This is a genomic window from Mycobacterium aquaticum (genome assembly GCF_002086485.1).
Lineage (GTDB): Bacteria > Actinomycetota > Actinomycetes > Mycobacteriales > Mycobacteriaceae > Mycobacterium > Mycobacterium aquaticum.
The window spans coordinates 1-22138 of record NZ_MVHF01000023.1; the positions used below are offsets into that span (position 1 = coordinate 1).

Annotated in this window: 19 protein-coding genes and 3 pseudogenes; 17 read left to right on the forward strand and 5 right to left on the reverse strand. The window is 63.7% G+C overall.

All coding sequences use genetic code 11. The features are described 5' to 3' along the window. Positions 1 to 585: 585 nt before the first annotated feature. Both BST13_RS21090 and BST13_RS21095 read right to left on the reverse strand, forming a co-directional pair. The gene (locus tag BST13_RS21090) at positions 586 to 1116 is read right to left on the reverse strand and encodes a PaaI family thioesterase (RefSeq protein WP_083165971.1); all 531 of its coding nucleotides are present in this window, start codon (positions 1114 to 1116) and stop codon (positions 586 to 588) included. Positions 1117 to 1120: 4 nt separating this feature from the next. Further along, complete coding sequence (locus BST13_RS21095) at positions 1121 to 2020, reverse strand: quinone oxidoreductase family protein (protein ID WP_211296140.1); 900 nt, start codon at positions 2018 to 2020, stop codon at positions 1121 to 1123. 139 nt (positions 2021 to 2159) lie between these two features. Between BST13_RS21095 and BST13_RS21100 the strand changes: the two genes are divergently transcribed. Both BST13_RS21100 and BST13_RS21105 read left to right on the forward strand, forming a co-directional pair. Beyond that, entirely contained in the window at positions 2160 to 2837 is a 678-nt protein-coding gene (locus tag BST13_RS21100; RefSeq protein WP_211296141.1) for a TetR/AcrR family transcriptional regulator, read from the forward strand. 6 nt (positions 2838 to 2843) lie between these two features. After that, positions 2844 to 3614 carry a DUF899 family protein gene (locus BST13_RS21105; protein ID WP_211296142.1) on the forward strand — a complete coding sequence of 257 codons (771 nt, stop codon included), beginning with the start codon at positions 2844 to 2846 and terminating at the stop codon, positions 3612 to 3614. 444 nt (positions 3615 to 4058) lie between these two features. Here BST13_RS21105 and BST13_RS21110 read toward each other — a convergent pair whose 3' ends face one another. Beyond that, positions 4059 to 4493 (reverse strand): pyridoxamine 5'-phosphate oxidase family protein, encoded by a 435-nt coding sequence (locus tag BST13_RS21110; RefSeq protein ID WP_211296143.1) that lies wholly within the window; start codon positions 4491 to 4493, stop codon positions 4059 to 4061. 276 nt (positions 4494 to 4769) lie between these two features. Here BST13_RS21110 and BST13_RS21115 point away from each other — a divergent pair. The 3 genes and pseudogenes from BST13_RS21115 (at position 4770) to BST13_RS21125 (ending at position 6743) form a co-directional block, all read left to right on the forward strand. Next, a pseudogene (locus tag BST13_RS21115) lies at positions 4770 to 5158 on the forward strand (nitroreductase family deazaflavin-dependent oxidoreductase). A 110-nt stretch (positions 5159 to 5268) separates the two neighbouring features. Next, on the forward strand, positions 5269 to 5820 hold the full coding sequence (locus BST13_RS21120) for a YaeQ family protein (protein ID WP_083165974.1): 552 nt from the start codon (positions 5269 to 5271) through the stop codon (positions 5818 to 5820). Between the two features lie 653 nt (positions 5821 to 6473). Then, entirely contained in the window at positions 6474 to 6743 is a 270-nt protein-coding gene (locus BST13_RS21125) for a hypothetical protein (RefSeq protein WP_083165975.1), read from the forward strand. A gap of 544 nt (positions 6744 to 7287) precedes the next feature. On the opposite strand, the gene BST13_RS21130 is transcribed toward BST13_RS21125, so the two are convergent. After that, positions 7288 to 7698 (reverse strand): MerR family transcriptional regulator, encoded by a 411-nt coding sequence (locus tag BST13_RS21130; protein ID WP_083165976.1) that lies wholly within the window; start codon positions 7696 to 7698, stop codon positions 7288 to 7290. Positions 7699 to 7759: 61 nt separating this feature from the next. Here BST13_RS21130 and BST13_RS21135 point away from each other — a divergent pair, with 61 nt between their 5' ends. The 6 genes and pseudogenes from BST13_RS21135 to BST13_RS21160 all read left to right on the forward strand — a co-directional run bounded on the left by BST13_RS21135 (position 7760) and on the right by BST13_RS21160 (position 14578). Beyond that, a complete protein-coding gene (locus BST13_RS21135; protein ID WP_083165977.1) occupies positions 7760 to 8641 on the forward strand; it encodes a polysaccharide deacetylase family protein in 882 nt (293 codons plus the stop codon). 98 nt (positions 8642 to 8739) lie between these two features. Further along, positions 8740 to 8997: pseudogene (locus BST13_RS21140) on the forward strand (hypothetical protein); the annotation flags it as partial. A 284-nt stretch (positions 8998 to 9281) separates the two neighbouring features. Then, positions 9282 to 10862, forward strand: a complete 1581-nt coding sequence (locus tag BST13_RS21145) for a purine-cytosine permease family protein (RefSeq protein ID WP_083166066.1) — start codon at positions 9282 to 9284, stop codon at positions 10860 to 10862. Then, positions 10862 to 12172: an NtaA/DmoA family FMN-dependent monooxygenase gene (locus BST13_RS21150; protein ID WP_083165978.1), complete on the forward strand. Its 1311-nt coding sequence runs from the start codon at positions 10862 to 10864 to the stop codon at positions 12170 to 12172. Before BST13_RS21145 ends, BST13_RS21150 begins: the two co-directional genes overlap by 1 nt. 264 nt (positions 12173 to 12436) lie before the next feature. Further along, on the forward strand, positions 12437 to 13474 hold the full coding sequence (locus BST13_RS21155) for an acyl-CoA dehydrogenase family protein (RefSeq protein ID WP_245839757.1): 1038 nt from the start codon (positions 12437 to 12439) through the stop codon (positions 13472 to 13474). A 294-nt stretch (positions 13475 to 13768) separates the two neighbouring features. Beyond that, on the forward strand, positions 13769 to 14578 hold the full coding sequence (locus BST13_RS21160) for an LLM class F420-dependent oxidoreductase (protein ID WP_083165980.1): 810 nt from the start codon (positions 13769 to 13771) through the stop codon (positions 14576 to 14578). Positions 14579 to 14628: 50 nt separating this feature from the next. Here the strand turns inward: BST13_RS21160 and BST13_RS39795 are convergent. After that, a pseudogene (locus tag BST13_RS39795) lies at positions 14629 to 14804 on the reverse strand (NAD(P)(+) transhydrogenase (Re/Si-specific) subunit beta); the annotation flags it as partial. Between the two features lie 302 nt (positions 14805 to 15106). On the opposite strand from BST13_RS39795, the gene BST13_RS21165 reads away from it, so the two are divergent. The 6 genes from BST13_RS21165 to BST13_RS21190 all read left to right on the forward strand — a co-directional run bounded on the left by BST13_RS21165 (position 15107) and on the right by BST13_RS21190 (position 22117). Continuing rightward, on the forward strand, positions 15107 to 15898 hold the full coding sequence (locus BST13_RS21165) for an IclR family transcriptional regulator (RefSeq protein WP_245839758.1): 792 nt from the start codon (positions 15107 to 15109) through the stop codon (positions 15896 to 15898). 84 nt (positions 15899 to 15982) lie between these two features. Next, positions 15983 to 16963 (forward strand): zinc-dependent alcohol dehydrogenase, encoded by a 981-nt coding sequence (locus BST13_RS21170; RefSeq protein ID WP_158087174.1) that lies wholly within the window; start codon positions 15983 to 15985, stop codon positions 16961 to 16963. Further along, positions 16960 to 17688, forward strand: a complete 729-nt coding sequence (locus BST13_RS21175) for an SDR family NAD(P)-dependent oxidoreductase (RefSeq protein ID WP_142282819.1) — start codon at positions 16960 to 16962, stop codon at positions 17686 to 17688. Before BST13_RS21170 ends, BST13_RS21175 begins: the two co-directional genes overlap by 4 nt. A 287-nt stretch (positions 17689 to 17975) precedes the next feature. Further along, positions 17976 to 19313 (forward strand): histidinol dehydrogenase, encoded by a 1338-nt coding sequence (gene hisD, locus BST13_RS21180; RefSeq protein ID WP_158087175.1) that lies wholly within the window; start codon positions 17976 to 17978, stop codon positions 19311 to 19313. Positions 19314 to 19460: 147 nt separating this feature from the next. Then, the gene (locus tag BST13_RS21185; protein ID WP_158087176.1) at positions 19461 to 20906 is read left to right on the forward strand and encodes a purine-cytosine permease family protein; all 1446 of its coding nucleotides are present in this window, start codon (positions 19461 to 19463) and stop codon (positions 20904 to 20906) included. Then, positions 20903 to 22117: an alpha-hydroxy acid oxidase gene (locus BST13_RS21190; protein WP_083165986.1), complete on the forward strand. Its 1215-nt coding sequence runs from the start codon at positions 20903 to 20905 to the stop codon at positions 22115 to 22117. Before BST13_RS21185 ends, BST13_RS21190 begins: the two co-directional genes overlap by 4 nt. The last annotated feature ends 21 nt before the right edge of the window (positions 22118 to 22138 follow it).

Genomic DNA, 22138 nt, shown 5'->3' on the forward strand with positions numbered 1-22138 from the left:
TGCCCCAGATTCAATGAGAAAGACACGCGGTTGCCCCACATTCAATGAGAATGCCCCAACATCAATGAGAACGGTCAGTGGTGCTTTGAACCCAATTCATCTGTGATACACGGTAACTCGCGACGCTGGAAACATAAGACAATTCGTCACTGTGACGTAATGGCGCCGACGTAAGGCGGCCATCGAAGCGGGGGTCTGAAACAACCCACACCGGATCCATGCGAGCCGGCACCCCGTCGAAGCGCGCAACGTTTCGCCTAACGCCCGAATCACTCATTAAGCGATTGCAACGCGCGCCGATCTCGACGGTCATGCAACCGATCCGGCAGTGTCGGCCCGTCGGTGAGCGCACGGCCATCCGTCTGCCAGCAGGGATGACGACCGAATCGTCAAGGGATGCGAGCCCCTTCAACTAATGCAACCCGGCATGGCTTTCGTACCGATAAGCTACATTATGTCAACTAAAGTCCTCCGCTTTCACCAGATGAATCACGGCGGTTCCGAATGACCCTCACTGTTGGGTGCCAGATCAGTTGAGACTTTGCCACTACATGTGGGACTTGATGTCAGTGATGTGAGACTCCCTTACCCGTACCGCACTTCAATCGACTGCGTGTCGACAACCAGGCAGGTCGTTGTGGCCCGCGCGTAGACCTTGCCGGCCTTGTCGATCAGACTTGCTTCTGCCATGGCTGTCTGGCGCCCGAGATGGAGCACTTTGCCGGTCGCGTGCAATTGGCCGGTCTGCGTGCGCACGGCGCGCAGCATGTTGACCTTGAGTTCCAGGGTCGTGTAGCCCCGCCCTCGCGGCAACATCGAATGGACGGCGCAGCCCATAACCGAATCCAGCACGGTCGATATCGCGCCGCCGTGCACCATGCCGATCGGGTTGTATTGCGATTCATGCGGATTGAAGGTCATCACGACGCGGCCGTCGTCGATCTCCTCGAACGCGAAGCCGATCAGTTCACAGATCGGCGGATGCGGGATATCGCCGGCGAGTATCGCGTCGAGGAAGGCGCGCCCGCTTGTGGCGTGTCCAGCGTTCGCCAGTTGTTGAGGGTCATCCCAATGGATGATGCGTTCCCGTACCTGCGGAGCGTTGCGCACGGCCATGGCATCAGACCTCCAGCACGATCTTGCCGAACGGGCGCTCCTCGTGGAGATAGCGAAGCGCTTCGGCGGCGCGCTCCAACGGGTAGGTCCGTTCGACAAGGGGTACGACTGTTCCGTGGGCGATAAGCTCCATGACCTGGTTCCACGCCTGCAGTTTGGTCGTCGGCGACTGCGCGGCGAGCATGAATCCGAACATGCGGGCCCGCTTCCAGATGATGTCGGTCACGTCGATTCGGGCTTGGCGACCGACGGTGTAGCCGAGCGTCACGTGCGTGCCGTCGAGCGCGAGCGCACCCAGGGCCTGTTCGGTGAAGGCACCGCCGAGGCTCTCGATTACGACATCAACCCCTGTACCGCCGGTGATCCGTCGGACGCCGTCGCCAATGCCTTCTCCACTGAGATCGATGACATTGTCGTAGCCACGCTCTGCGGCGCGCCTGGCTTTTTCGGCACTGCCCGCCGTCGAGATCACGGTTGCCGCCCCAAGCGCCCTGGCCAGTTGGTAGGTCGCGTTGCCGACCGACCCGCCGATCGCCGGCGCAAAGACCGTCTTGCCAGCAGCGAAACCCGCTTGCGTCAGGGTGATCATCGCGGTCAGGTAAGCGACGGGCAGGCTCGCCGCAACGACATCGTCGATGCCTTCCGGAACCGGCAGGATGTCGTCGGACCGGACAGCGACATACTCTTCCCACGATCCGTTCTCGGCGACGCCGTAGGCCCCGGTGAAGGCGACGCGGCTGCCAACCGCCAGTCCCGACGTGCCGGCATCGTCAATGATCCCGGCACCTTCATTGCCCAGCACCAGTGGCGATTTCGCCCGCGGAAAGGCTCCCTCCACGATCGTGTGCTCCAGTGGCGTCACGCCGGCCGCCGTGACGCGCACGACGACGCGATCGGCGGCCACCCGGGGTTTGGGTGCGTCAACCTGTTCGAGGCCTTCGTACCCGTTGAACTGCGTTGCCAACATTGTGCGCATGATTTCCTCCTATAGAGACTGATCTGTCTGCTTTTCAAGATAGAGACAGGTCTGTATCATTGTCAAGGTGGTTGGGCAGATAAGTACGGTGGCACCGGACAGGCGTCCGCGCCGAGGAGCTCCGCGCAAGGGAGAGCCGGGCGCGCGCGAGCGGATTTTGGCGGCAGCGAGCAGACTCTTCTATCAGGAGGGGATCCGTGCGGTCGGCGTCGACACCGTCATCGCCGAATCGGGAGTGGCAAAGGCCAGCTTCTACCGCACCTTCCAGAGCAAAGACGCACTGATCGAAGCCTTCGTGACGGAACGCGACCGCCTGTTCTGGCTCTGGTGGGACAATACCGTCGACGAGCGCAGCGATGACCCACTCGCGATGCTCGACGCACTTTTGGCCGGGGTGGCCAGACAAATCGAGCACCCTGACTATCGCGGGTGCCCGTTCCTGAACACCGCTACCGAATTTCCGGACAACACCCACCCTGGACGAATTGTAGCGCGGGCCAACAAGGACGAATTGCGAAGGCGTCTTACCGAATTGTGCACGCGCGTCGGTGTCGCGAATCCGGAACACGTTGGGGCACAGCTCTTCCTGCTGATCAACGGCGCTTATGCAGCAGGACAGATGGCGAGCGACAGTGACCTTTCCAGCACCCTTGTCTCTGCTGCCCACAATCTGATCAGCCCGCCTTCAACTTCGGTTGCCCCCAGCCAGCAGCGACGCAAAGCACCTCCTCGATCGAAAGGATGAAATGCCATGGTGCCCAAGGGCAAGCCACGCGATATGACCGAGTGGCAGCAAACACTGCGCGACCCGAACGTCACGTTCCCCGGCGAGTCGAGTGAATACCGGTGCGCACGCAACGAACTGCTGAAGGCCGAAGACGAACTGCGTCGATTGAACGAAGAGGTCGCCGCTCGGCGCCGCGCGCTGCCCGCAGGCGGTCTCGTCGAGGAGGACTACCTCTTTGAGTCCGCGGATGACGGCAGCATGGTGAGGTTCTCGGAGTTGTTCACGCCAGGTAAGGGCGCCCTGGTGATCTATCACATGATGTTCCCCCGGTGGTCCAAGGACGAGCGGGCCGGCGCCTCTACAGGCAAGACGGCATTGCTACCCCTAGTCGAACAGCCCTGTCCCTCATGCACTTCGGTCGTCGACGGACTTAACGGTCCCGCCGCGCACCTCGCCGACAAAGTTGATCTTGTGATCGTCGCCAAGGCGGACCCGGCCCGGTTGGGCACCTACGCACAGGAACGTGGCTGGACCAACCTACGGCTGATGTCCTGTCGGAACAACACGTTCAATCGCGACTACCACGGGGAAACCGCCGACGGCGAACAGATCCCCGTCCTCAACGTGTTCTCACGCGACGAGGACGGAATTCGCCACCGGTGGGCGAGCGAGCTCACATTCGTACGCGGAGACAACAGCCCGCTCGATCCGATCTGGCCGATCTGGGGCGTTCTCGACCTGACACCGAACGGACGCGGACAAACAGCCGCCTACCCTTCGATGCAATACGAGTGACAGCAGACCTCCGATCGCAACGACTCCCCCGTCACAATCGGCCAGTGCCAGTCACCAGGTCAGCAGCAAACTCCGTGGAGATGACGCCCCGCACACCTACCCAGGGTTAGTTCCCCCGCAATCCGCAGCCATCGGGGCTCGGCGCCCCCGCTGGGGCGACGCCAATCCGCTGCCCACCTCGGGAATACGGCGGGATCGAATACGGTGGGTTATCAGTAAACCACTGCATACTGCGTCAGCTGAATCATCACCCGCCTTCTTGCCAGCCACCGCCCTCCCGTCGCTTTTGGCTGCGTTCGGACGCGCGCATCTGGTCAGCTCAGTCAGGCCTCTACACCCCGAAGAGCAAACGGTGGCGGAGATCCTCCAGGGCTAGGGATCGGATATGCAGGGGTACCGGTAAACCACTGTGTACACACCACCGCGAACGAGCCATACCGCAAATTAGGTCTTTTTGGAGTAGTCGACGCTGAGCCAGTGCTCGGGACGCATCCGGAACAAAAGCGATTCTGCGTCAGGATTGTCCCTGGCGAACGACTCCACGAAGGCTTGGCCTGCCTCCTCGCCGAGATAGCGAACGGCGATCGCGCTCATGGTGGCGTCATCGGCCGTCTCGATCGAGGTCAACGACCCCTCGGCAGTGACGTAGCGGTACGGATAGGTCTCATCCTGAGCAGTGATGGAGAAGCGCCCGGCGGCGGTGATGAGGCGAGCTTTGAGCGACCCCGCCAAGCTGGAGACGAGAACCTCGCCGCCGGGCTCGTACGCGTACCAGATCGGTACCGTCAGCGGTGCGCGATCAGGGCGTTCAACGCCAATGACGCCAACGTGCAGATCAGCCAGGTAGGTCTCGCGTTCCGTGCTGGTCATCTTCGACATAATCTGACCAACCCCGAGTTCCCCGGCACGATTCCCGACCTCGGGCGCTGGAGTCGAGATGCACGTCGGCCCATCGCGCCGCGTCTGCGCTCCCTCACATACGCGAGTCAGTGAAGATTGTTATCAGCAGCAAGTTGATCTGCGAACTGTCGGCAGACCGCGAGCAGGGAGCGTGAATGGCGGCCCATCGGAGCCTGTCAGCTCGAAAGCTATCTTGGCTGTGCAGGACTCAGCTCGATTCTGCGGCCACTTGAAGATCGTTCAGAAAGGAGTCCCATGCGGGTGCCTCGTGCTGTCGCGCGATTCAATCGCCGCGTCACCAATCCGGTGGCTCGCTCGCTGACCCCGTGGCTCGCCTGCCTGGGGACGCTTGAGCACACCGGACGCAAGTCAGGCAAGCGCTACAAGACTCCCCTGTTGGTATTCAAGACCCAAGATGGCTTCGCCATTCTCCTCGGCTACGGACCTGAATCAGACTGGCTTCAAAACGTTTTGACTGGCGGCCCGACAGTGCTGCACAGACGGGGCAAAGGTGTCGTATTGGGCAGTCCGCGGGTCGTGAGCAAGACCGAAGCCTTACCCCTCGTCGCACCGGCACTCCGACTGCCCTATCGGTTGTTCCCCTCTACAACGAAGCAGCGTTGGTGCTGACGAAAACCCCGTAGGCGCGGGCCACCCATCCCAGAAGCTGGCGTTTCTCTCGGCCCGCGCGGCGGACTAACCACTCAAAGCGGCCCGACTGCTCGGCGTACACCACCTGGGTGGACACTATGACGTGGCCCTTTCTGCGACAGTATTCAAAGTCGAACTTGGCGTCTCCGATGTCGATCACGGTTACTACGCCGATCACACGCTGACCGTTGCCCGTCATCCCAGTGAAACCGATGAGCGAATGGTGGTGCGGTTGTTGGCGTTTGGGCTGCGCGCACACCGGCTCAGCGACGTCGACGGTGAGTTGGCGTTCGGGGCCGGCCTGTCCACCCCTGGCGTACCGGACTTGCGGCTCACTGACTACACCGGCCGGATCCTGGAGTGGATCAACGTCGGCCAGCCCGACGAACGCGTCTTGGGCAAGGCGGCCAGCCAGGCCGACCAGGTGCTGCTGTTCCCGTTCGCCGCCGGCGTGGCCACCTGGTGGCGCACCGTCGGCCCCAAAGTGGCGGGGCTGCCGAACCTGTCGGTGGTGCAGATACCACACGCACCGGTGCAGCAACTGGCCCAGACTGTCGATCGACGGGTCTCGGCGCAGGTGATGGTGATCGAAGGTCAGGTGACGATGACCGTAGGCGGAGTCGACGTAACCTTCACGCCCGAGCCATTGCAGTGAACGTCTGAGCCCGAGGTGCCAAGTCGATGGCGTCAGCGCCAAAGACGCTCACGTCATCATTGTCGGGGCGGCTCTGATCGGAATGGTCGCCGCCAGCGAGCTCGTAGATCGGGGCCAGACTGCCGATCCGAGCGCACCGGGGCCACGCTTTTCCTGAGCTGACCGGGGACGGGTTACGCAGAAATCAAATAGGCAGAGTTACCAGTAGAGGACGCCGTTTTCATCAGGTGAATCACGGAGTAATCGTGTGACTTCGGTACGGGTCGACGGGAACTGGACACCAGCGGTGCTCCCATCAGCGGTGAATGCTTGAACGTGCCAGTCAAAACGTGGTCGTGACGACGGCGTCTACCTTGTGCACATAAGGATTCACGGTCAGCACTTCCATGCCGATCAGCTTCTTGAATCCTCGCCCGCCACAACAATATTCGAATACGGGCCCCGCATCGACTGCAAACGGGAATCCCGCGTCAGAATGCCCGCGTAACCCAGAGAACGACTGCGTGCTTCCCGCGCGAATGCCGCTAAATAGCTGTGAACACTCTTTTTCGAGTAGCGCACTACGCGTGCGTCTTCCAATCGCTGCGCTCAGTCTTTTCCTCACAGAGGCCGACGAAACTCCCGCCGCCTCCCTTGAAAGAAGGGGAAACGAAATGTCACATACACATGCTGACACGCTCGAAGCCAGCATCGTCGCCATGAACGAGGCCTTGGCCGAGCTGTCCCAGCAACTGGTGCAACCAGATTCATCCACCGCGGCCGAATCCGTCGACCTGACCAGCATCATTCGTCGGCCGGGTTGGACGACGATCGCCGAGGCGATGCTGGTCGAGTCGATGGCCGCAACGATCACGCAGCACGCACGCGCACTCACCCATGCCCACAAGTCCCTGATCGCCGGCGCGCTGGCTGTCGGCGATTAGATCCGGCGCGCCTATCGGTGCCCGAATGGCCAGTACCGCCGTCGGCAACATGTTGCGGCCGGTGCCGGTACGGTCGCCGCCAGGCCCGGTGGAACCTTGGGAGCGCAAGCGGGTTACGCGGTCGGCGGGGCGCCGCCGCGCGCCACAACGCCACTCCGGCAAACGGTTCAACATTCATCCTGCCGTCACGGCGCACGTCACCCGCACTTCTACGCCAAGGCCGCAGAGTCAGCGCTAGTGCATGAAACAGCAGCGTCCCTGGCGAGGGGCGGGGACACAACGAGATGCGCAACTGGGACTCTCCCGGAGGTTGTCGGCACGAGCTTCTCGCTCCCGAGGCTTTGTCGCGCGCAACGTCGTTGAACCCGATGCGGCGGCAACTCAGATAGCCAGTTGGCGGACGACCCAGATTCTGTTGCGACCTGTCGGGCGACAATGGAGCCGGGGCAGCTGCGGAGCCCGCCGGCGGCCGCACACCGATCCGCAAGGCCCGACGCTGCCCCCTGTCGTGACGCGTCCCGGTAAGGCGTCGGCCCAACCGTGACTACGCGGGCAGGCCGTCGGAAACTTCTGGCGATTCGGCCACCGACTCATCAGCGGCGCCCGACGCCGCCGCGATCACCTCGTCGAGCACGTCGCGCGAAGCCGCCAATTCCCGCATGGCGCGGTCCAATCGGTCCCGCTCGGCACGGAGCTCGGCCACCAGTCTCGGTGTGGCCTCTCGGGCGGGTCCGCCGTCGGTGTCGCGCATGCACGGCAGCAGACCGGCGATGGTGTTGCTACGCAGGCCCGCAGCGAACAACTCCTGGATGTGTATCACCCGGTCCACTGCCACCTCGGCGTACTCGCGCTGCCCGCTGGGCGTCCTCGCGGCGGCCAGCAGCCCCTGCTGCTCGTAATAGCGCAACGACCGTTCGCTCACCCCAGTACGCCGAGACAGCTCGCCAATCCGCATGGTGCCATTTATACCGTCGAGGATTGCCTCTGACATTGGTGTCAGCTCCTACCGTGCCAACATGACCACACTCCCCTTCACGTACAGCCCCATCACCGAACGCCCGCCACTGGCCTGGCCGAACGGCAGCCGTGTGGCGGTGTACATCGGCCTGAACATCGAGTACTTCCACCCCGACTTCCCGTCAACGAGCATCTGGCCGGGCACCGCCGAGCTGAAGCCGGATGCGCTCAATCACGGCTGGCGCGACTACGGCACCCGGGTGGGCATCTGGCGCACCATCGATGCCCTGGACCGGTACGGTGTGCGTGCCTCCGCGCTGCTCAATTCCGATGTCGCCGAGCATTTTCCGCAGATCGTAGCGGCCGGCAAGGAACGCGACTGGGCCTGGCTTGCGCACGGACAGACCAATTCGACACTGCATACCGGATACACGCTGGACGAGGAACGCCGCCTCCTCGAGGGGATCACCCACACGATCACCGCGGCTACCGGCCGCGCACCGCACGGCTGGATGGGACCGGGGCTGACCGAGACGCATAACACCCCAGCACTACTGGCAGAGCTCGGCTATCAGTACGTATTGGACTGGACCAACGACGATCAGCCTTATCCGCTGACGGTGCCGGGCATGCTCAGCGTGCCTTACTCCGTCGAGCTCAACGACCTGCTGATCTTCGGAAAAGGTTTCACTGGAGCCGAATTCGTGCAGATGGTGATCGACCAGTACGAGCAACTGCATCGGGACGCCCCGACAGGTGGACGGGTCCTGGCGCTGGCACTGCATCCGTTCGTCATCGGCCAGGCATTCCGGCACCGGTACTTCGAGCAGGCCTTGGAATTCCTGGCCACCGCGCCGGATGTGTGGTTGACAACCAGCGATGACATCGCGGCGCACTATCTATTGGGCGACGCGGCATTGAAGCCGCCCCGTGGAGCCTGACGCCCGGGTGTTTTCGCGACCTAAAGGGCTCGCTGGCCACGCAGCAAGTGCTACGTTTCGCCGCGCACCTGGAGCCTTGGAAAAGGAGAGCAGCGATCGACACTGACTTCGACAAGTACACCGCGGACGCGGTGATGCTGTTCAGCCAGTCCGGGATCACCACCACCTTCGAGAACCTGGAAGGCTTTCCTCTGGATTGGCGGGAGCGCCCCGAAGGATTCGTCGAGTTCGTGCGTGCCCACCACGTACCGAGCTTCGTCGAATATGGCGAGTATCCGTACGTGACATCCGACGAGATCAAGAAGGCGTTGCGCCTCAAGGCGGCCTTCTCCGACATGCTCGACCAGATGCAGTAGCCGCACAACTGCGGTAGTGATTCGAGCTCAACGACATTCAGCACGTGTAGATGCCGACGTGCCGTCATCGTCGAGCTACGCCCAGATCGGCGATCGAACCGGCACCAGCATCCGACGCCGGGGTGCTCACAATTTCGGCTCGCCGCGCGGCGTTGCCCGCTGCCCCCGCCACGCTGATCACACCCGTCAAGTACACGGTGCTCGGGCTGCTTGTTTCGGCCGCTTAAAATCACATCGATGAGATGACTGTCGCAGACGTCGAACGTCACGAACGATCACCGTTCGTGTCTTCTGATGTTGCACTCAGCGCGGAACATGATGCCGGTGACGAATCGGGTCGCGGACACGGCGCTGTTGAAAGCCGGTCCATCGACTGGGTCACCCCGGCTGAGCGCCACGGCACCCCATGGCGAGTCAGCCCACTGTTCTTCATTGCGAACTGGAGCTTCTTCACCATCGCGTTGGGCTTCACCGGGCCTGCGCTGGGACTCAGCGTCGGATGGGCGGTGCTGGCATCTGCCCTCGGACTGCTGATCGGCACCTTCTTCATGGCGTTTCACGCGACCCAAGGACCACGGCTGGGTTTGCCACAGATCATTCAGTCTCGAGCGCAATTCGGGTTCTACGGCGTGATCGTCGTCGTCGCGATGTCGCTCACCTGCTATCTGGCGTTCGGGGTGGTGTACACCATCCTCACCGCGCAGGGGCTGGCGCAGATCTTCGGCTGGTCACCGGTGGCTGTCGGACTGGTGGTCAATGTCGTCGGCGGTTTGTTCGCGGTGGCCGGACACGACCATCTGCACCGCATCTCACAGCTGGTGTTCTATGTGACGGTTCCGCTGGTGCTGGTGTTGTCCGTGGCGGTGCTGCTCGGACACGCCGGAGGCGCTGCGCCGCCGTCCGAACATGGTTTCGTCGCTTCGGCGTTCTTCACGGTGTTCGCGGTGTCGGCGGCCTACAACATCGCACTGGCCCCGATCGTGTCCGACTACACCCGTTACCTGCCGGCACGCACCTCGCCGCGCTCACTGATTGCCAGTGTGTATGCGGGCGCGGGTGTTTCAGCGTTGTGGCTCATCTCCCTCGGCGCCTGGTTGTCTGCTCACTACCACGCCCAGGACGCGCTGGTGGCGTTGCATGACGCCGGCAACAGCGTGTTCAGCGGCTTCGGGGCAGTGTTGGCGTTGGCGTCGGCGGCTACGCTGATCGTCTGCACTGCAACCGCTGCCTACAGCGTGGCGCTGCAGTTCCTGACCGGCGTGGATCTCGTGAAGCGGGTGCGCCCGACCCGTGCGCTGCGAATAGCGGTGACCGCGGCGACGATCGCGATCTACCTGCTGGTGGCGCTGCCGTTCGGAGATCACGTCATCAACGCAGCCAGCAACGCGCTGTCGTTGATGTTGTTCCTGCTGGTGCCGTGGACGGCGGTCAACCTGACCGACTACTTCTTCGTCCGCCGCGGGGAGTACGCAATCACCGATCTGTTCACACCTGCCGGTGTGTACGGCGGTTGGTCGTGGCGCGGAATCGTCGCCTACTTTGCCGGTTTCGCCGCCATGGTGCCCTTCGCAGTGCTCCCCTTCTTCACCGGCTCGCTCGGTTCGCTGCTCGGCGGTATCGACATCTCCTGGCTGGCAGGCCTTCTGGTCGCCTCGGCGTTGTACTACGCATTCACTCGCAACCTCGACCGCAGCGCAGAACACGCCGCCATCACCCACAGCGACACCATGCTCAAGGACCGCTCCGTCACAGACTTCGCCACGCATCGGCCGACGGCCGAGCAGGGCTGCTCGACGGCGGCTAACCAGCGGGCGCAACCTCACCCGGAGTCGGGTGACCACCTACCACAGGAAGGCATCGAGTAGTGGCACGCGGCAAGCGATTCCATCTCGGCTGGTTCGCCAACTTTTGCGTCGACGGATGGAATGAGCAGTGGGGTTCCACCGGTGGCTTGAACTGGTCGGGGGACTTCTACGTCGAGCTGGTCCAGCACTTGGAGCGAGCCAAGTTCGACTACCTGTTGCTCGAAGACAAGCTCATGGTGTCCGACGCGTACGGCGGCAGCTACGAACGCGAACTCAAACACGCGCTGCACTCACCCAAACACGACCCTGCCCCGTTGATCCCGCTACTGGGCAACGTCACCAGTCATCTAGGGTTGATTGTCACCCTGTCAGCCACGTTCTATCCACCCTTCATGCTCGCCCGACTGTGTAACACCCTCGATCACCTCACCGGCGGACGAGTCGGCTGGAACATGGTCACCTCCGCCGAGGATCGTGCGGCGCAGAACTTTGGCCTGGATCAGCTGCCACGCCACGACGAACGCTACGCGAAGGCACACGAATACGTCGAACTCGTGCGGGCACTGTGGAATTCATGGGAACCCGACGCCGTGGTACGCGACCGGGAAACAGGCACATTCGCCGATCACACGAAGGTGAACGTCATCGACTTCGAGGGCACGTACTACAAGAGCCGCGGACCGCTCAACACGGTGCCCTCCCCGCAGTACCATCCGGTGCTCGCGCAAGCCGGTGGCTCCCCGCAGGGCAAGGACTTCGCCGCAAAATACGCCGACACCGTGGTCGGCACCGCCGCCGACCCGGCCGCCATGTCCGCCTACCGTGACGACATCCGGCACCGGGCTGAGGCTTACGGTCGCGACCCCGACGACATCAAGGTGTTGTTTCTGATCACTCCGCATCTGGCCGACACCGATGAGGAAGCCCGACACAAGCTCGAGCGGCTGGTCAACAATGAGTACTACCTGGAGAAGACACTGGCCCACCTGGCCGCCATCACCGAAATCGACTTCACCAAGTTCGATTTCGACAAGCCACTGCCCGAGGACCTACAGACCAACGGCGAGCGCGGCTCGTTGGAGGCGTTCATCCAGCGCGGAAGCGGTAAGACGCTGCGCGAGCTCACCGCGGCCTACCTGTCCACCGAGGACGCACTAGTCGGAACACCGGCGACTGTCGCCGACCGCCTCGAGATGTTGATGGATGCGGTCGGGGGGGACGGTTTCCTGATCACCGCACCGGGAATGCGCCTGACGCGGCGATACGTCATCGAGGTGGTCGACGGACTCGTGCCCGAACTGCAGCGGCGCGGGCTGACGCGTACTGAGTACGAACATCGGTTGTTCAAGGACAACCTCCTGTCATTCTAGATTCCGCTAGAATCTGGCAGACTCCAAACCTGATGTGTCGCTGGCAAGACGGCAAAAATCGACGCCATGACCGTCGCTGATGCCCCAAGATCTGCCACGGCTCCCGACGCGGAGGCACCGTCCCCACAGCCAGAAGTCGTGAGCGCGACCAGCCCGCTGGCCAACGGTTTTCAAAGTCGCTACTTCACGACCGCGGACTACCGTCGGTTCCATGACCGGGCACCACGGTACGACGCCGAAAATGCCTTCTTCGCAGAGGATTTCGTGGAGATCGCCGCGACCGGCTACCTGAAGGCGCCGCTGCCGAAACGACTCGGCGGCGACGGACTGTCGTTGATCGACCTGGCCCACGAGCAACGCACCCTGGCTTACTGGGCGCCGGCGACAGCGCTCGCCCTCAATATGCATCTCTATTGGGCGGGATCGGCTGCCCATGCCGCAGAACATGCTGTCGGCAACCTTGAGTGGCTGTTGCGCGACATCGCCGCCGGAGACGTTTTTGCCGCAGGGCATGGAGAGCCGGGCAACGATGTGGGACTGGATGATTCGCTGGTGCGTGCCGTCCCGCAACCTGATGGCTCCTACCGAATCACTGGACGCAAGGTATTCACCTCCCTTTCGCCGGTATGGGACCAGATCGGCGTCCATGCACGCGACGACTCAGATCCTTCCAATCCGCTGATAGTGCACACCTTCGTCGACCGCGACACCGCCGGCGTACGAGTCGAGGAGACGTGGAACGCGCTCGGTGTGCGGGCAACCGCAAGTCACGACACGGTCTTCGATGATGCGCGCGCCGAAGCTCACAAGACGGTGGCCATCCACCCGGTGGGCCCGAACTACCCTGAATACCTTGGGTTCCTGCTGGGATGGTATTTGCCGCTGTTGTCGAACGTGTACTTCGGCATTGCCAGACGCGCACTGGACATCGCGATCCTCGGCGCGCAGACCCGCTCATCGCTGCGGGGGGATGCAAAGCGCCACGCTCACAAGCCCGCGGTGCAGCGACAGATCGCCCATGCCGAGATTCAGCTCGAGGCGGTCGCCGCCTTGGTGGACGCGGCAGCGAGCGGCGAGATCGGAGTTCTGCCGCCGCGGCGGGCACTGGCCGCCAAGGAGTTCGCCACTCGCACCGCACGTGAGGTGGTCGACATTGCGGTGCAGGTGGTCGGTGCGTCGGCGGTCTCCAAACACAGTGAGCTTGAACGGCTTTACCGCGACGTGCGGACCGGCACCTTGCATCCACCCAATACCGACGCCGTGTTGGAGAGCCTCGGCGCGATCACCCTGGGCCTTGCATAGGCAGTAGGTGCAGGCGCACACCGGATGTTGCTGCGAAACGAGGTCGGGCGGTTGAATCGGCTGCGCCACAACGCATCCATCCAGCCTGGCAGACGTGTCATCAACCACGCAGACCGAAACCACGGGCCTATGCACCGCACCTGCGTATGGTCCCGCGCGCTGTGGACAAGTTCGGAGGCCGGAGTTATGCGGCCGGTTGCGCTTGCGTCCACTCGACCCGCCGATCCGGAATAAAACCCGCACCCGGTGAACTTGGCTCGAGAGTTGCCTCTCTCCCCCGATCTAGGAGCATCCATGACCCGCCCCCTCCGCGTCGCAGTACAGATCCAGCCCGGCGGCACGCCGGACTACGCCACGTGGCGTGACGCCGTCCTGGCCGCCGACGACCTCGGCGTCGACGTAATCTTCGGTTACGACCACTTCCACCGCCCGGCCATGGAGGCCATCGTCGATGGCAAGCCCGTCCTGTCAGACGAGCAGCCCGACGTCGCCAACTTCGAGGGCTGGACCGCGCTCGCGTCATGGGGCGAGATCACGTCACACGCCGAGATCGGGCTCCTCGTCACCGGCGTCGGCTACCGCAACCCGGACCTGCTCACAGACATGGCACGCACCGTCGACCACATCAGCGGCGGCCGGCTCATCCTCGGCCTCGGCGCCGGATGGTACGAAAAGGACTACACCACCTACGGTTACGAATTCGGAACCTTCGGTTCTCGATTCGATCTGTTCGACGAGAGCCTGATCCGCATCGAGAACCGGCTCGCCGCACTGATTCCGCCGCCCGTGCGCAAGATACCGATCCTCATCGGCGGCACGGGGCCCAAGCGCTCACTGCCCGCCATTGCCCGGCATGCCGACATCTGGCACGCATTCCAAGACCTCGACGCGTTCCGCAGGTCCAGCGACCGCGTCGACGAGCTGGCAACGACGTTCGGCCGCAACGGCGCCGATATCGAACGCTCGACGCTGTGGGAGAACGCCCGAAGCGCCGATGCCTTCCGCGAAGCGGGAGTCACGTTGTTCCAGACCGAACTCACCGCCGACACAGGTTACGACCTCACGTCACTCAAGGAGGTGCTCACCTGGCGGGACAACGGGTGATTCCAGCCTGCGCGGCGACTCGCTCCTAGTTATTTCCCGAACCACCGCTCGTGTCCTGGCGATATGACCGAGTGGGCGTCGGCGAGCAGCTGGGCCGCGCCTTCGGCGTTGTTCTCGCGGTGCTCGCCGTAGTCCTTGTCCTCGGCCGGGCGTGCCTCTACGCCGAAACCCCGGCGATGGCGGAGATGAACGACCGGCTCATGCCTTTACACATGATGTAGGACAGCGCGTTCGCATGTGCGGCGCGCCGTCGGGACAAGCCGATCACCGGAACGGCGGCAGGGCAGAAGTCAGCTTTCCTTAGTGGCATGACGCAAGGGCGCAACCCTGGGCCTAAAGGCCCCGATATCCGGGCGGCAAGAATCGGCTGACGACGGTTTGCGGCTCGGAACCGAGACGACTCGGCAGTAATGACGTCGGCGAAGCGAGGGATTGACGCCCCGTCGTCTACCCTGATATCGCAGACCAAGGTCTTGAATTCGAGACGCCTGAGCGGGAAGAGGGACGGCGGTGGCGACAGCGAGTCGTGTGAAGTCGGCTGAACGCGTGATGGACGTGCTTGATCTGCTTGCTCGCCGCGGCATGCCAATGGCGACGATGGAAATCGCCGAGACGCTGTCGCTGCCGAAAAGCACGACGCACCACCTGCTCAATGTGATGCGCGAACGTCGTTTCGTGTCCTACTGGCCAGACCAGCGTGCCTGGACCCTCGGGGTTTCGGCATTCGAGGTGGGCGCCTCATACATGCGATCCGGCCCCCTGCACCGCGCCGGGCAACGCTACATGTTGGCTTTGACGACGGCGACCAATGAGACCTCGCACCTGGCGGTCCTGCAGGGCACCGACGTCATCTATTTGGACAAGCGGGAACCGTTGACCCCGGGTGTGCGCCTGGTGACCGAGATTGGGTCGCGATTGCCGGCGCACCTCACCGCAGTCGGCCGGGCGATCCTGAGCCGGCTCGACGCCGAACAACTGTCGGCGATGTACGACGGTTACTCATGGCAGTCCCGAACCGGACAAGGCCCCACTTCACTGGCAGATCTACGCGAGCTGCTCACCAGTGTTCGCGAGAACGGCTATGCCTATGAGCGCGGCACCACCACCTCGGGGATCGACTGCATCGCCAGCCCTGTGTTGACCCGTGATCGCCGCGCGGTGGCCGCCTTGGGCGTGGCATACATGTCCGCCACCAAGAGCGCTGACCAAGCCCGGGAGATGGCGAAGATCGTGGTGGAAACCGCCGGGGACTTTTCAGCCAGCTTCGGGGCACGCGTGGACGACATGCCCGGGGATGAGAACACTCTGGGCATTGCCTAGGTCCACCCTGCTGCTATTCCGCTTTCTCATCGAGTCTGGTATTCAAGACTTATGTCTTGTATCGCAGAATCTGGTGGTACAGCGGTGCATACCACAGCACTGCTGCTCAATGAGGACTTGTCATTGACGGTCGGCACCCGTGAGCTTGCCTCCCCTGGCGATGGCGAGGTGCTCGTCGATGTCGATTACGCCGGGATCTGCGGATCCGACATGCACGTCCTCCGAACCGGCGATTGGGTCGCGTACTGGCCGGCCACGCTAGGACATGAGGTCGCTGGTCGAGTGCGCGTGTCCAACCATCCGGGATTCGCACCTGGCGATGCGGTGGTGGCCGATTCGCGGATCCCGTGCCGGGTCGTGGAAGGTCACCTGCAATCGGACCGTCTGTGCGAGGATCTGCAGTGGCTCGGGGAAGCCCGCCCCGGCGGATACGCCGGCGCCATGGTGGTTCCCGGCGATAGCTTGTATCGCGTGCCGGTCGGGCTTGATTCCGTCGATGCCGTGCTCGCCGAACCCCTGGCAGTGGTCATGTGCGCGATCGACCAGCTGCCCGCCCGCATCCCCGAATCGGTGGCGATCCTCGGCTACGGCCCGATCGGAGCGCTCGCGCACGCCGAGGTATCACGACGCTGGCCACAAGCCAAGGTGACCGTGGTCGAACCAAACCCTCGTCGCGCTGACGTGGCGCGTGCCCACGGCGCGATGCATGGCATCCTCGACGGAGCCACGCGTCATCACATCGTGATCGATGCAGCCGGATATCCCGGCTCCCTGGAGGCGGCAATCGACGCCACCGCGTTCGGCGGCTCGGTGCTGCTCATCGCCCTGGGTCATGCAACGTCCACCGTCATGCCTGCCACCATCGTGGAGCACAGCCTGCACGTCGTGGGCAGCGTCGGGTTCGATGACCGCCATATCGACGAAGCGCTGGCCGCCCTAGCCGCCGAACCCGGCCGCTACAACCCGATCGTCACGGATACCGTCGAGCTGGACAAGATTCCCGCATTTCTCGCCGCCGGTGGTATGGGCGAATCCATCAAGGTGCTCATCCGGTGCGCGTCGTGAGCCAACCGCGTCGCTACCTGATCACCGGCGGCACCAGTGGAATCGGTGACATGTGCGCCCAGCACCTCACCGACGCAGGACATCATGTCTGGGTCACCGGCACCCGCGAACAATCAGTTTCAGCGGCCAAAGACCGCGGCACGGTCGTCGGTGGCAGTGTCGCCGACGCCGCCGACGGCGATGCGGTGGCCGCCGCCTTCGACGACGCTGTGCGCGCGTTCGGCGGGCTCGACGGCGTGTTCCTCAACGCCGGTATCGACGGGGAAGGCAAGCCCGCCGAACAACTCGACAGCGCGACTTTCCGCCGCGTGCTCGATGTGAACGTCGTCGGCATCCTGCACGGCGCCCAGGCCGCGCACCGCACCCTCACCCGCCCCGGAGCGATCGTGATAAACGCGTCGGTCAACGCGACACGTCCCGAAGCCCACTTCGCCGACTACAACGCCTCCAAGGCCGCTGCCGCGGCACTAGCAGCGACCCTGGCAATGGAGTGGAGCGCACAGGGAATCAGCGTCACCTGCGTCTGCCCCGGCTATTTCCGCACCAACATGACCGCCCAGTACCTCGATGACCCTGAGCTTGGCACCCAATTACTCGCTCGCATCCCCGCAGGCCGATTCGGCGACGCCACCGACATCGGATCAACAGTCGAGTTCCTTCTCGCCAATCAGGCCCCGTTCCTCAGTGGCGCCGCCATCCCCATCGCGGGTGCCGCCAACCTCTAGAGAAACCACGCACGGTGCAGCGTCCGATCTGCCGGCGGCCTCCCCTGCCGTCGGCATATCGGTATGCCTTCACCTTCCTGACCAGCGGATACCACCCGCAAACAGACACCGCGACGCCGCTGGTTGCGGTGGGTTGCGGGCGCTCACCGCTGAAGAATCCCTATCCTGGGGAAACGCCAGCAATGTTCCCTAATGTCTTGCATTAGAGATCGAAGTCTCATATACAAGACAGGCAGCGGTTGTGACCGCCGCCTCACCTCAGTCGCCAACCCTTTGGAGCCATGCAGATGTCAACCGACCGACCCATCCTCGAGCGCGGCCTCTGGCAGGAAATGTCGGCTGCCGACCGCGCCGACCTCAATGACCGCGGCAGCGCCAAGATCTTCGACCCGGCCTTGCGCGAAGGCGTCCTGGAAATCATCGAAGACGTCCGACAAAACGGCGACGCCGGCCTGGTCCGTGCACTGGAGAAGTGGGACAAGATTTCAATCACCCCTGACCGGATCCGCGTCTCCGCCGAGGAATTCGCGGCCGCGCGGGAAAAGGTCAGCCCCGAACTGCTGACTGCTATCCGCGACCTGCTCGCGCACCTGAAGTCATTCAACGAACAACTGACCCAGCACGGTGACTGGAGCTTTGAGAGCGAGCCCGGGCTTACCGTCGGCGAGAAGGTCACCCCGATCGCAAGTGCAGGGTTGTTTGTTCCCAGCGGCAAAGGGTCCTACCCGTCGGTTATGGCGCAGCTGGGTTCCCCTGCCGTCGTGGCCGGCGTTCAGCAGATCGCTGTCGTGGTGCCTCCGATTCCCGGTGGGGACGGTGAGGTTGATCCGGCGGTGCTCGTGGTGGCCGACGAGCTGGGTATCCATGATGTGTTCCGTGCCAACGGCCCGGCTGGTATTGCCGCGCTGGCCTTTGGCACCGAGACGGTGCCCCAGGTCCGCAAGGTGTGTGGCCCCGGCAGCCCGCCAGTCACCTGTGCCCAGGTCGAGGTGCAGCGCTACGGCACCGTAAGCGTCATGCTGCTGGGCCCAAGCGAATCACTCATCCTGGCCGACGATTCCGCTGATCCATACCTGTTGGCCGCCGATCTGCTCAACGAAGCCGAGCACGGTCCCGACTCGACGAGCGTGTTCGTCACCGACAGCCAGGCCCTCATCGACGCTGTGCAGGTCGAGGTCGCCAAGCAGTTGCTCGACCTGCCGGCCGACCGCGCCGAGTATGCGCGCCTGGCCCTGGGCAAAAACGGTGGCGCCGTACTGACCACCTCGGTGGAGGAGTCCGCCGAGGTCGCCAACACCTTCGCCCCCGAGCACATGCAGATCGCCGTTCGCGACGAGGACCACGTGCTCAACCTGATCGTCGACGCGGGCGAGGTCCTCATCGGCCAGCACACCACCGTGTCGATGGCCAACTTCGTCATCGGCTGCCCTGCGGCTCTGCCGACCAGTGGCTACGCCAAGGTCAGCAGCGGCGTCACCGCGGATGCCTTCCGCAAGCGCACCGCCGTAGCCAAGTCCACTCCGCAGGCACTCAACCGGATGTCGAGCACCGTGATCGCCTTCACTCAGCACGAGGGTTTCCCGGCCCACGAATTCGCCGTGACCCGCAGGCTAGAACAGCGCTGACCAACCCGGCTTGTGTGGGCTGCAATGGCGCGGCCCACGCAACCCATCACTAGCACCGACGCACGTCCTGCCCAGCTGAATCCGCATCATCGCAGCACGATCTCCCCTCCCCGCGGCGCGCCGCACGGTTCAATGAAGGAACCCACCATGTCCGTCCTCAACCCAGAACAACGTTCCATCGAGTACGTGCCTCTCCACGAGCGTCACGGACGCGCCAGCAGCCTGTTCACCCTGTGGTTCGGCGCCAACCTTCAAGTCACCGCCATAGCAGCTGGTGCGATCTCGGTAGCCATCGGACTCTCGCTGCCCTGGGCGCTGCTCGCTTCACTAGTCGGCAACCTCATCGGCGCGGTGTTCATGGCATTGCACTCAGCCCAAGGGCCCATCCTGGGCATTCCTCAGATGATCCAGAGTCGCGCCCAGTTCGGGTTCTACGGCGCCGTGCTACCCCTGGTCCTCGTCATCCTGATGTACGTGGGCTACTTCGCCACAACTGCCGTGCAAGGCGGAGCGGCCTTCTCCAGCCTCACCGGCGTGGGCATCGACCCCTCGATCATTATCGTCGTCGCGTTGACCGTGGTGCTCACCATCTTCGGCTACCGCCTCATCCACGCATCAGAAAAATGGCTATCAGTCATCAGCGGTCTGGCCTTCGTATACCTGAGCTACCGTCTGGTCACCACCAACGACCTCAGCGCGGCGTGGCACGCCGGTGCCTTCTCCTGGGCGCAATTCCTGGCCGCCACGGCGATCGCGGCCACGTGGCAGCTGACCTACGCCCCCTACGTTGCCGACTACTCGCGCTACCTGCCCGCCGATACCTCAGTGCGCGCCTCGTTCTGGTTTACCTACGCCGGTGCGGTCACCTCCACCATGTTCATGTTCGCCTTCGGCGCCGGCGCCACCGCAGTCGCCGCGGACGCGTTCGCCGGCGGCTCAGTGGACTTCATCGTCAACCAGGCGGCAGGGTGGCACGCCCTCTTCTTCCTCATCATCATCGCCGGCGTGATCGGGGTGAACTCGCTCAACCTCTACGGCATGTTCATGTCGACCACCACGGTGCTCAACTCGGTGTTCAAACTAAAGGTCTCCCCGCTGTTGCGCGCGATGCTGATCGTCATCGTCGCAGCCGTGGCCACCACCATTGGCCTGGTCGGCAAGGACAACTTCTTGACCAACTTCAGCAACTTCATCCTGCTGCTGGCCTACTTCCTCATTCCGTGGACTTCGATCAACCTTGCCGATTTCTACGTCGTCCGCAAAGAGCGCTACAGCGTCGATGACATGTTCAAGCCGCGCGGTCACTACGGGGGCGTCGACTGGCGCGCCATGACCGCCTACCTTGTCGGCATCGTGGTCGAGGTGCCCTTCATCGCCAGCCCCTTCTACACCGGACCCGTGGCGAGCCGACTCGACGGCGCCGACATCTCCTGGATCCTGGGTATCTTTGTCGCCGGCGGCCTCTACATCTTCCTCATGAAGCGCTTTCCGACCCGATCCGGTTATCCCGCACCGACATTCGCCATCCCGTCCCACCCCAGCCCGCACGCCGCGCAGAGCACCGCCGGTGAGCAGGAAGCGGCACCCGCATGAAACCGCGTGAAGTACGCGCCCTGATCCAGCTCAAAGCGCCCCGCCTCGACCGCCGCGCCGCAGCATTGGAGGCCTGCAAGACCCTCGAGGACCTGCACAGGCTGGCCCGGCGACGGCTCCCTCGCCCCGTCGCCGACTACGTCGACGGCGGCGCCGATGAAGAACTGTCGCTGGCCGACAACGTCGCTGCCTTCCGGCGGTGGAGATTCACACCCAGCGTGCTCATCGACGTCGCCGACGTCGACACCTCGACCACGCTGCTGGGACACCACAGCGCCCTGCCGCTGGGGTTGGCCCCCACCGGCTACACCCGAATGATCTCCCCACTGGGGGAGCCGGCGGTCGCCGCGGCCGCCGGGCGTGCGGGCGTTCCCTACGTCCTGTCCACGATGGCCTCAACCTCACTGGAAGACCTTGCCGCTCAACGCAATGCCGACGACGACAGGTGGTTTCAGCTCTACATCTGGAAAGACCGCGACCTCACCGCCCAGCTGGTAACGCGTGCGGCCGCCGCGGGATACCGCGTCTTGGAGATCGCTGTGGACACCGCCGTCTCCGGCCACCGGGTGCGCGACGTGCGCAACGGTCTGACCATCCCGCCGCAGATGACCCTCAAGGGTCTGGTCGATATCGGCATGCGCCCGGCCTACTGGACCAAGATGCTGGCTAGCCCGGCCCTGCAGTTCGCCAACGTCACCGCCGGGGCCGACAGCGAGGGCTACACCATCGAAAACATCACCAAACAATTCGATGCCTCCGTGACCTGGGAGGCACTGGGCCGCATCCGCGACCTGTGGCCTGGACCCATCGTCCTCAAAGGCCCCCTGGGCCCAGAGGACACCGTGCGCGCCCGCGAACTCGGCATCAACGGCGTGCACCTGTCCAACCACGGCGGACGCCAGCTCGACCGCACCGTGGCTCCTGTCGATCTCGTGGCACCCGTACGCGACGCCGCCGGAGCCGACTTCGCCGTCTTCGTCGACTCCGGCGTGCGCCACGGTGCCGACATCGCCACCGCCCTCGCCCTGGGCGCCGACGCGGCGTTCATCGGCCGCCCCTACCTGTGGGGTCTCGTCGCCGGAGGCCACGCCGGAGTCGACAAGGCGATAGGGCTGTTGTCCGACCAGTTCGCCCGAACCATGGCGCTGCTCGGGGTCGCCAGCGTCGACGAACTACGCAAACGCGGACGCACCCTGCTGCAACAGCACTGACCTGAAGGCAGGGCCATGCAA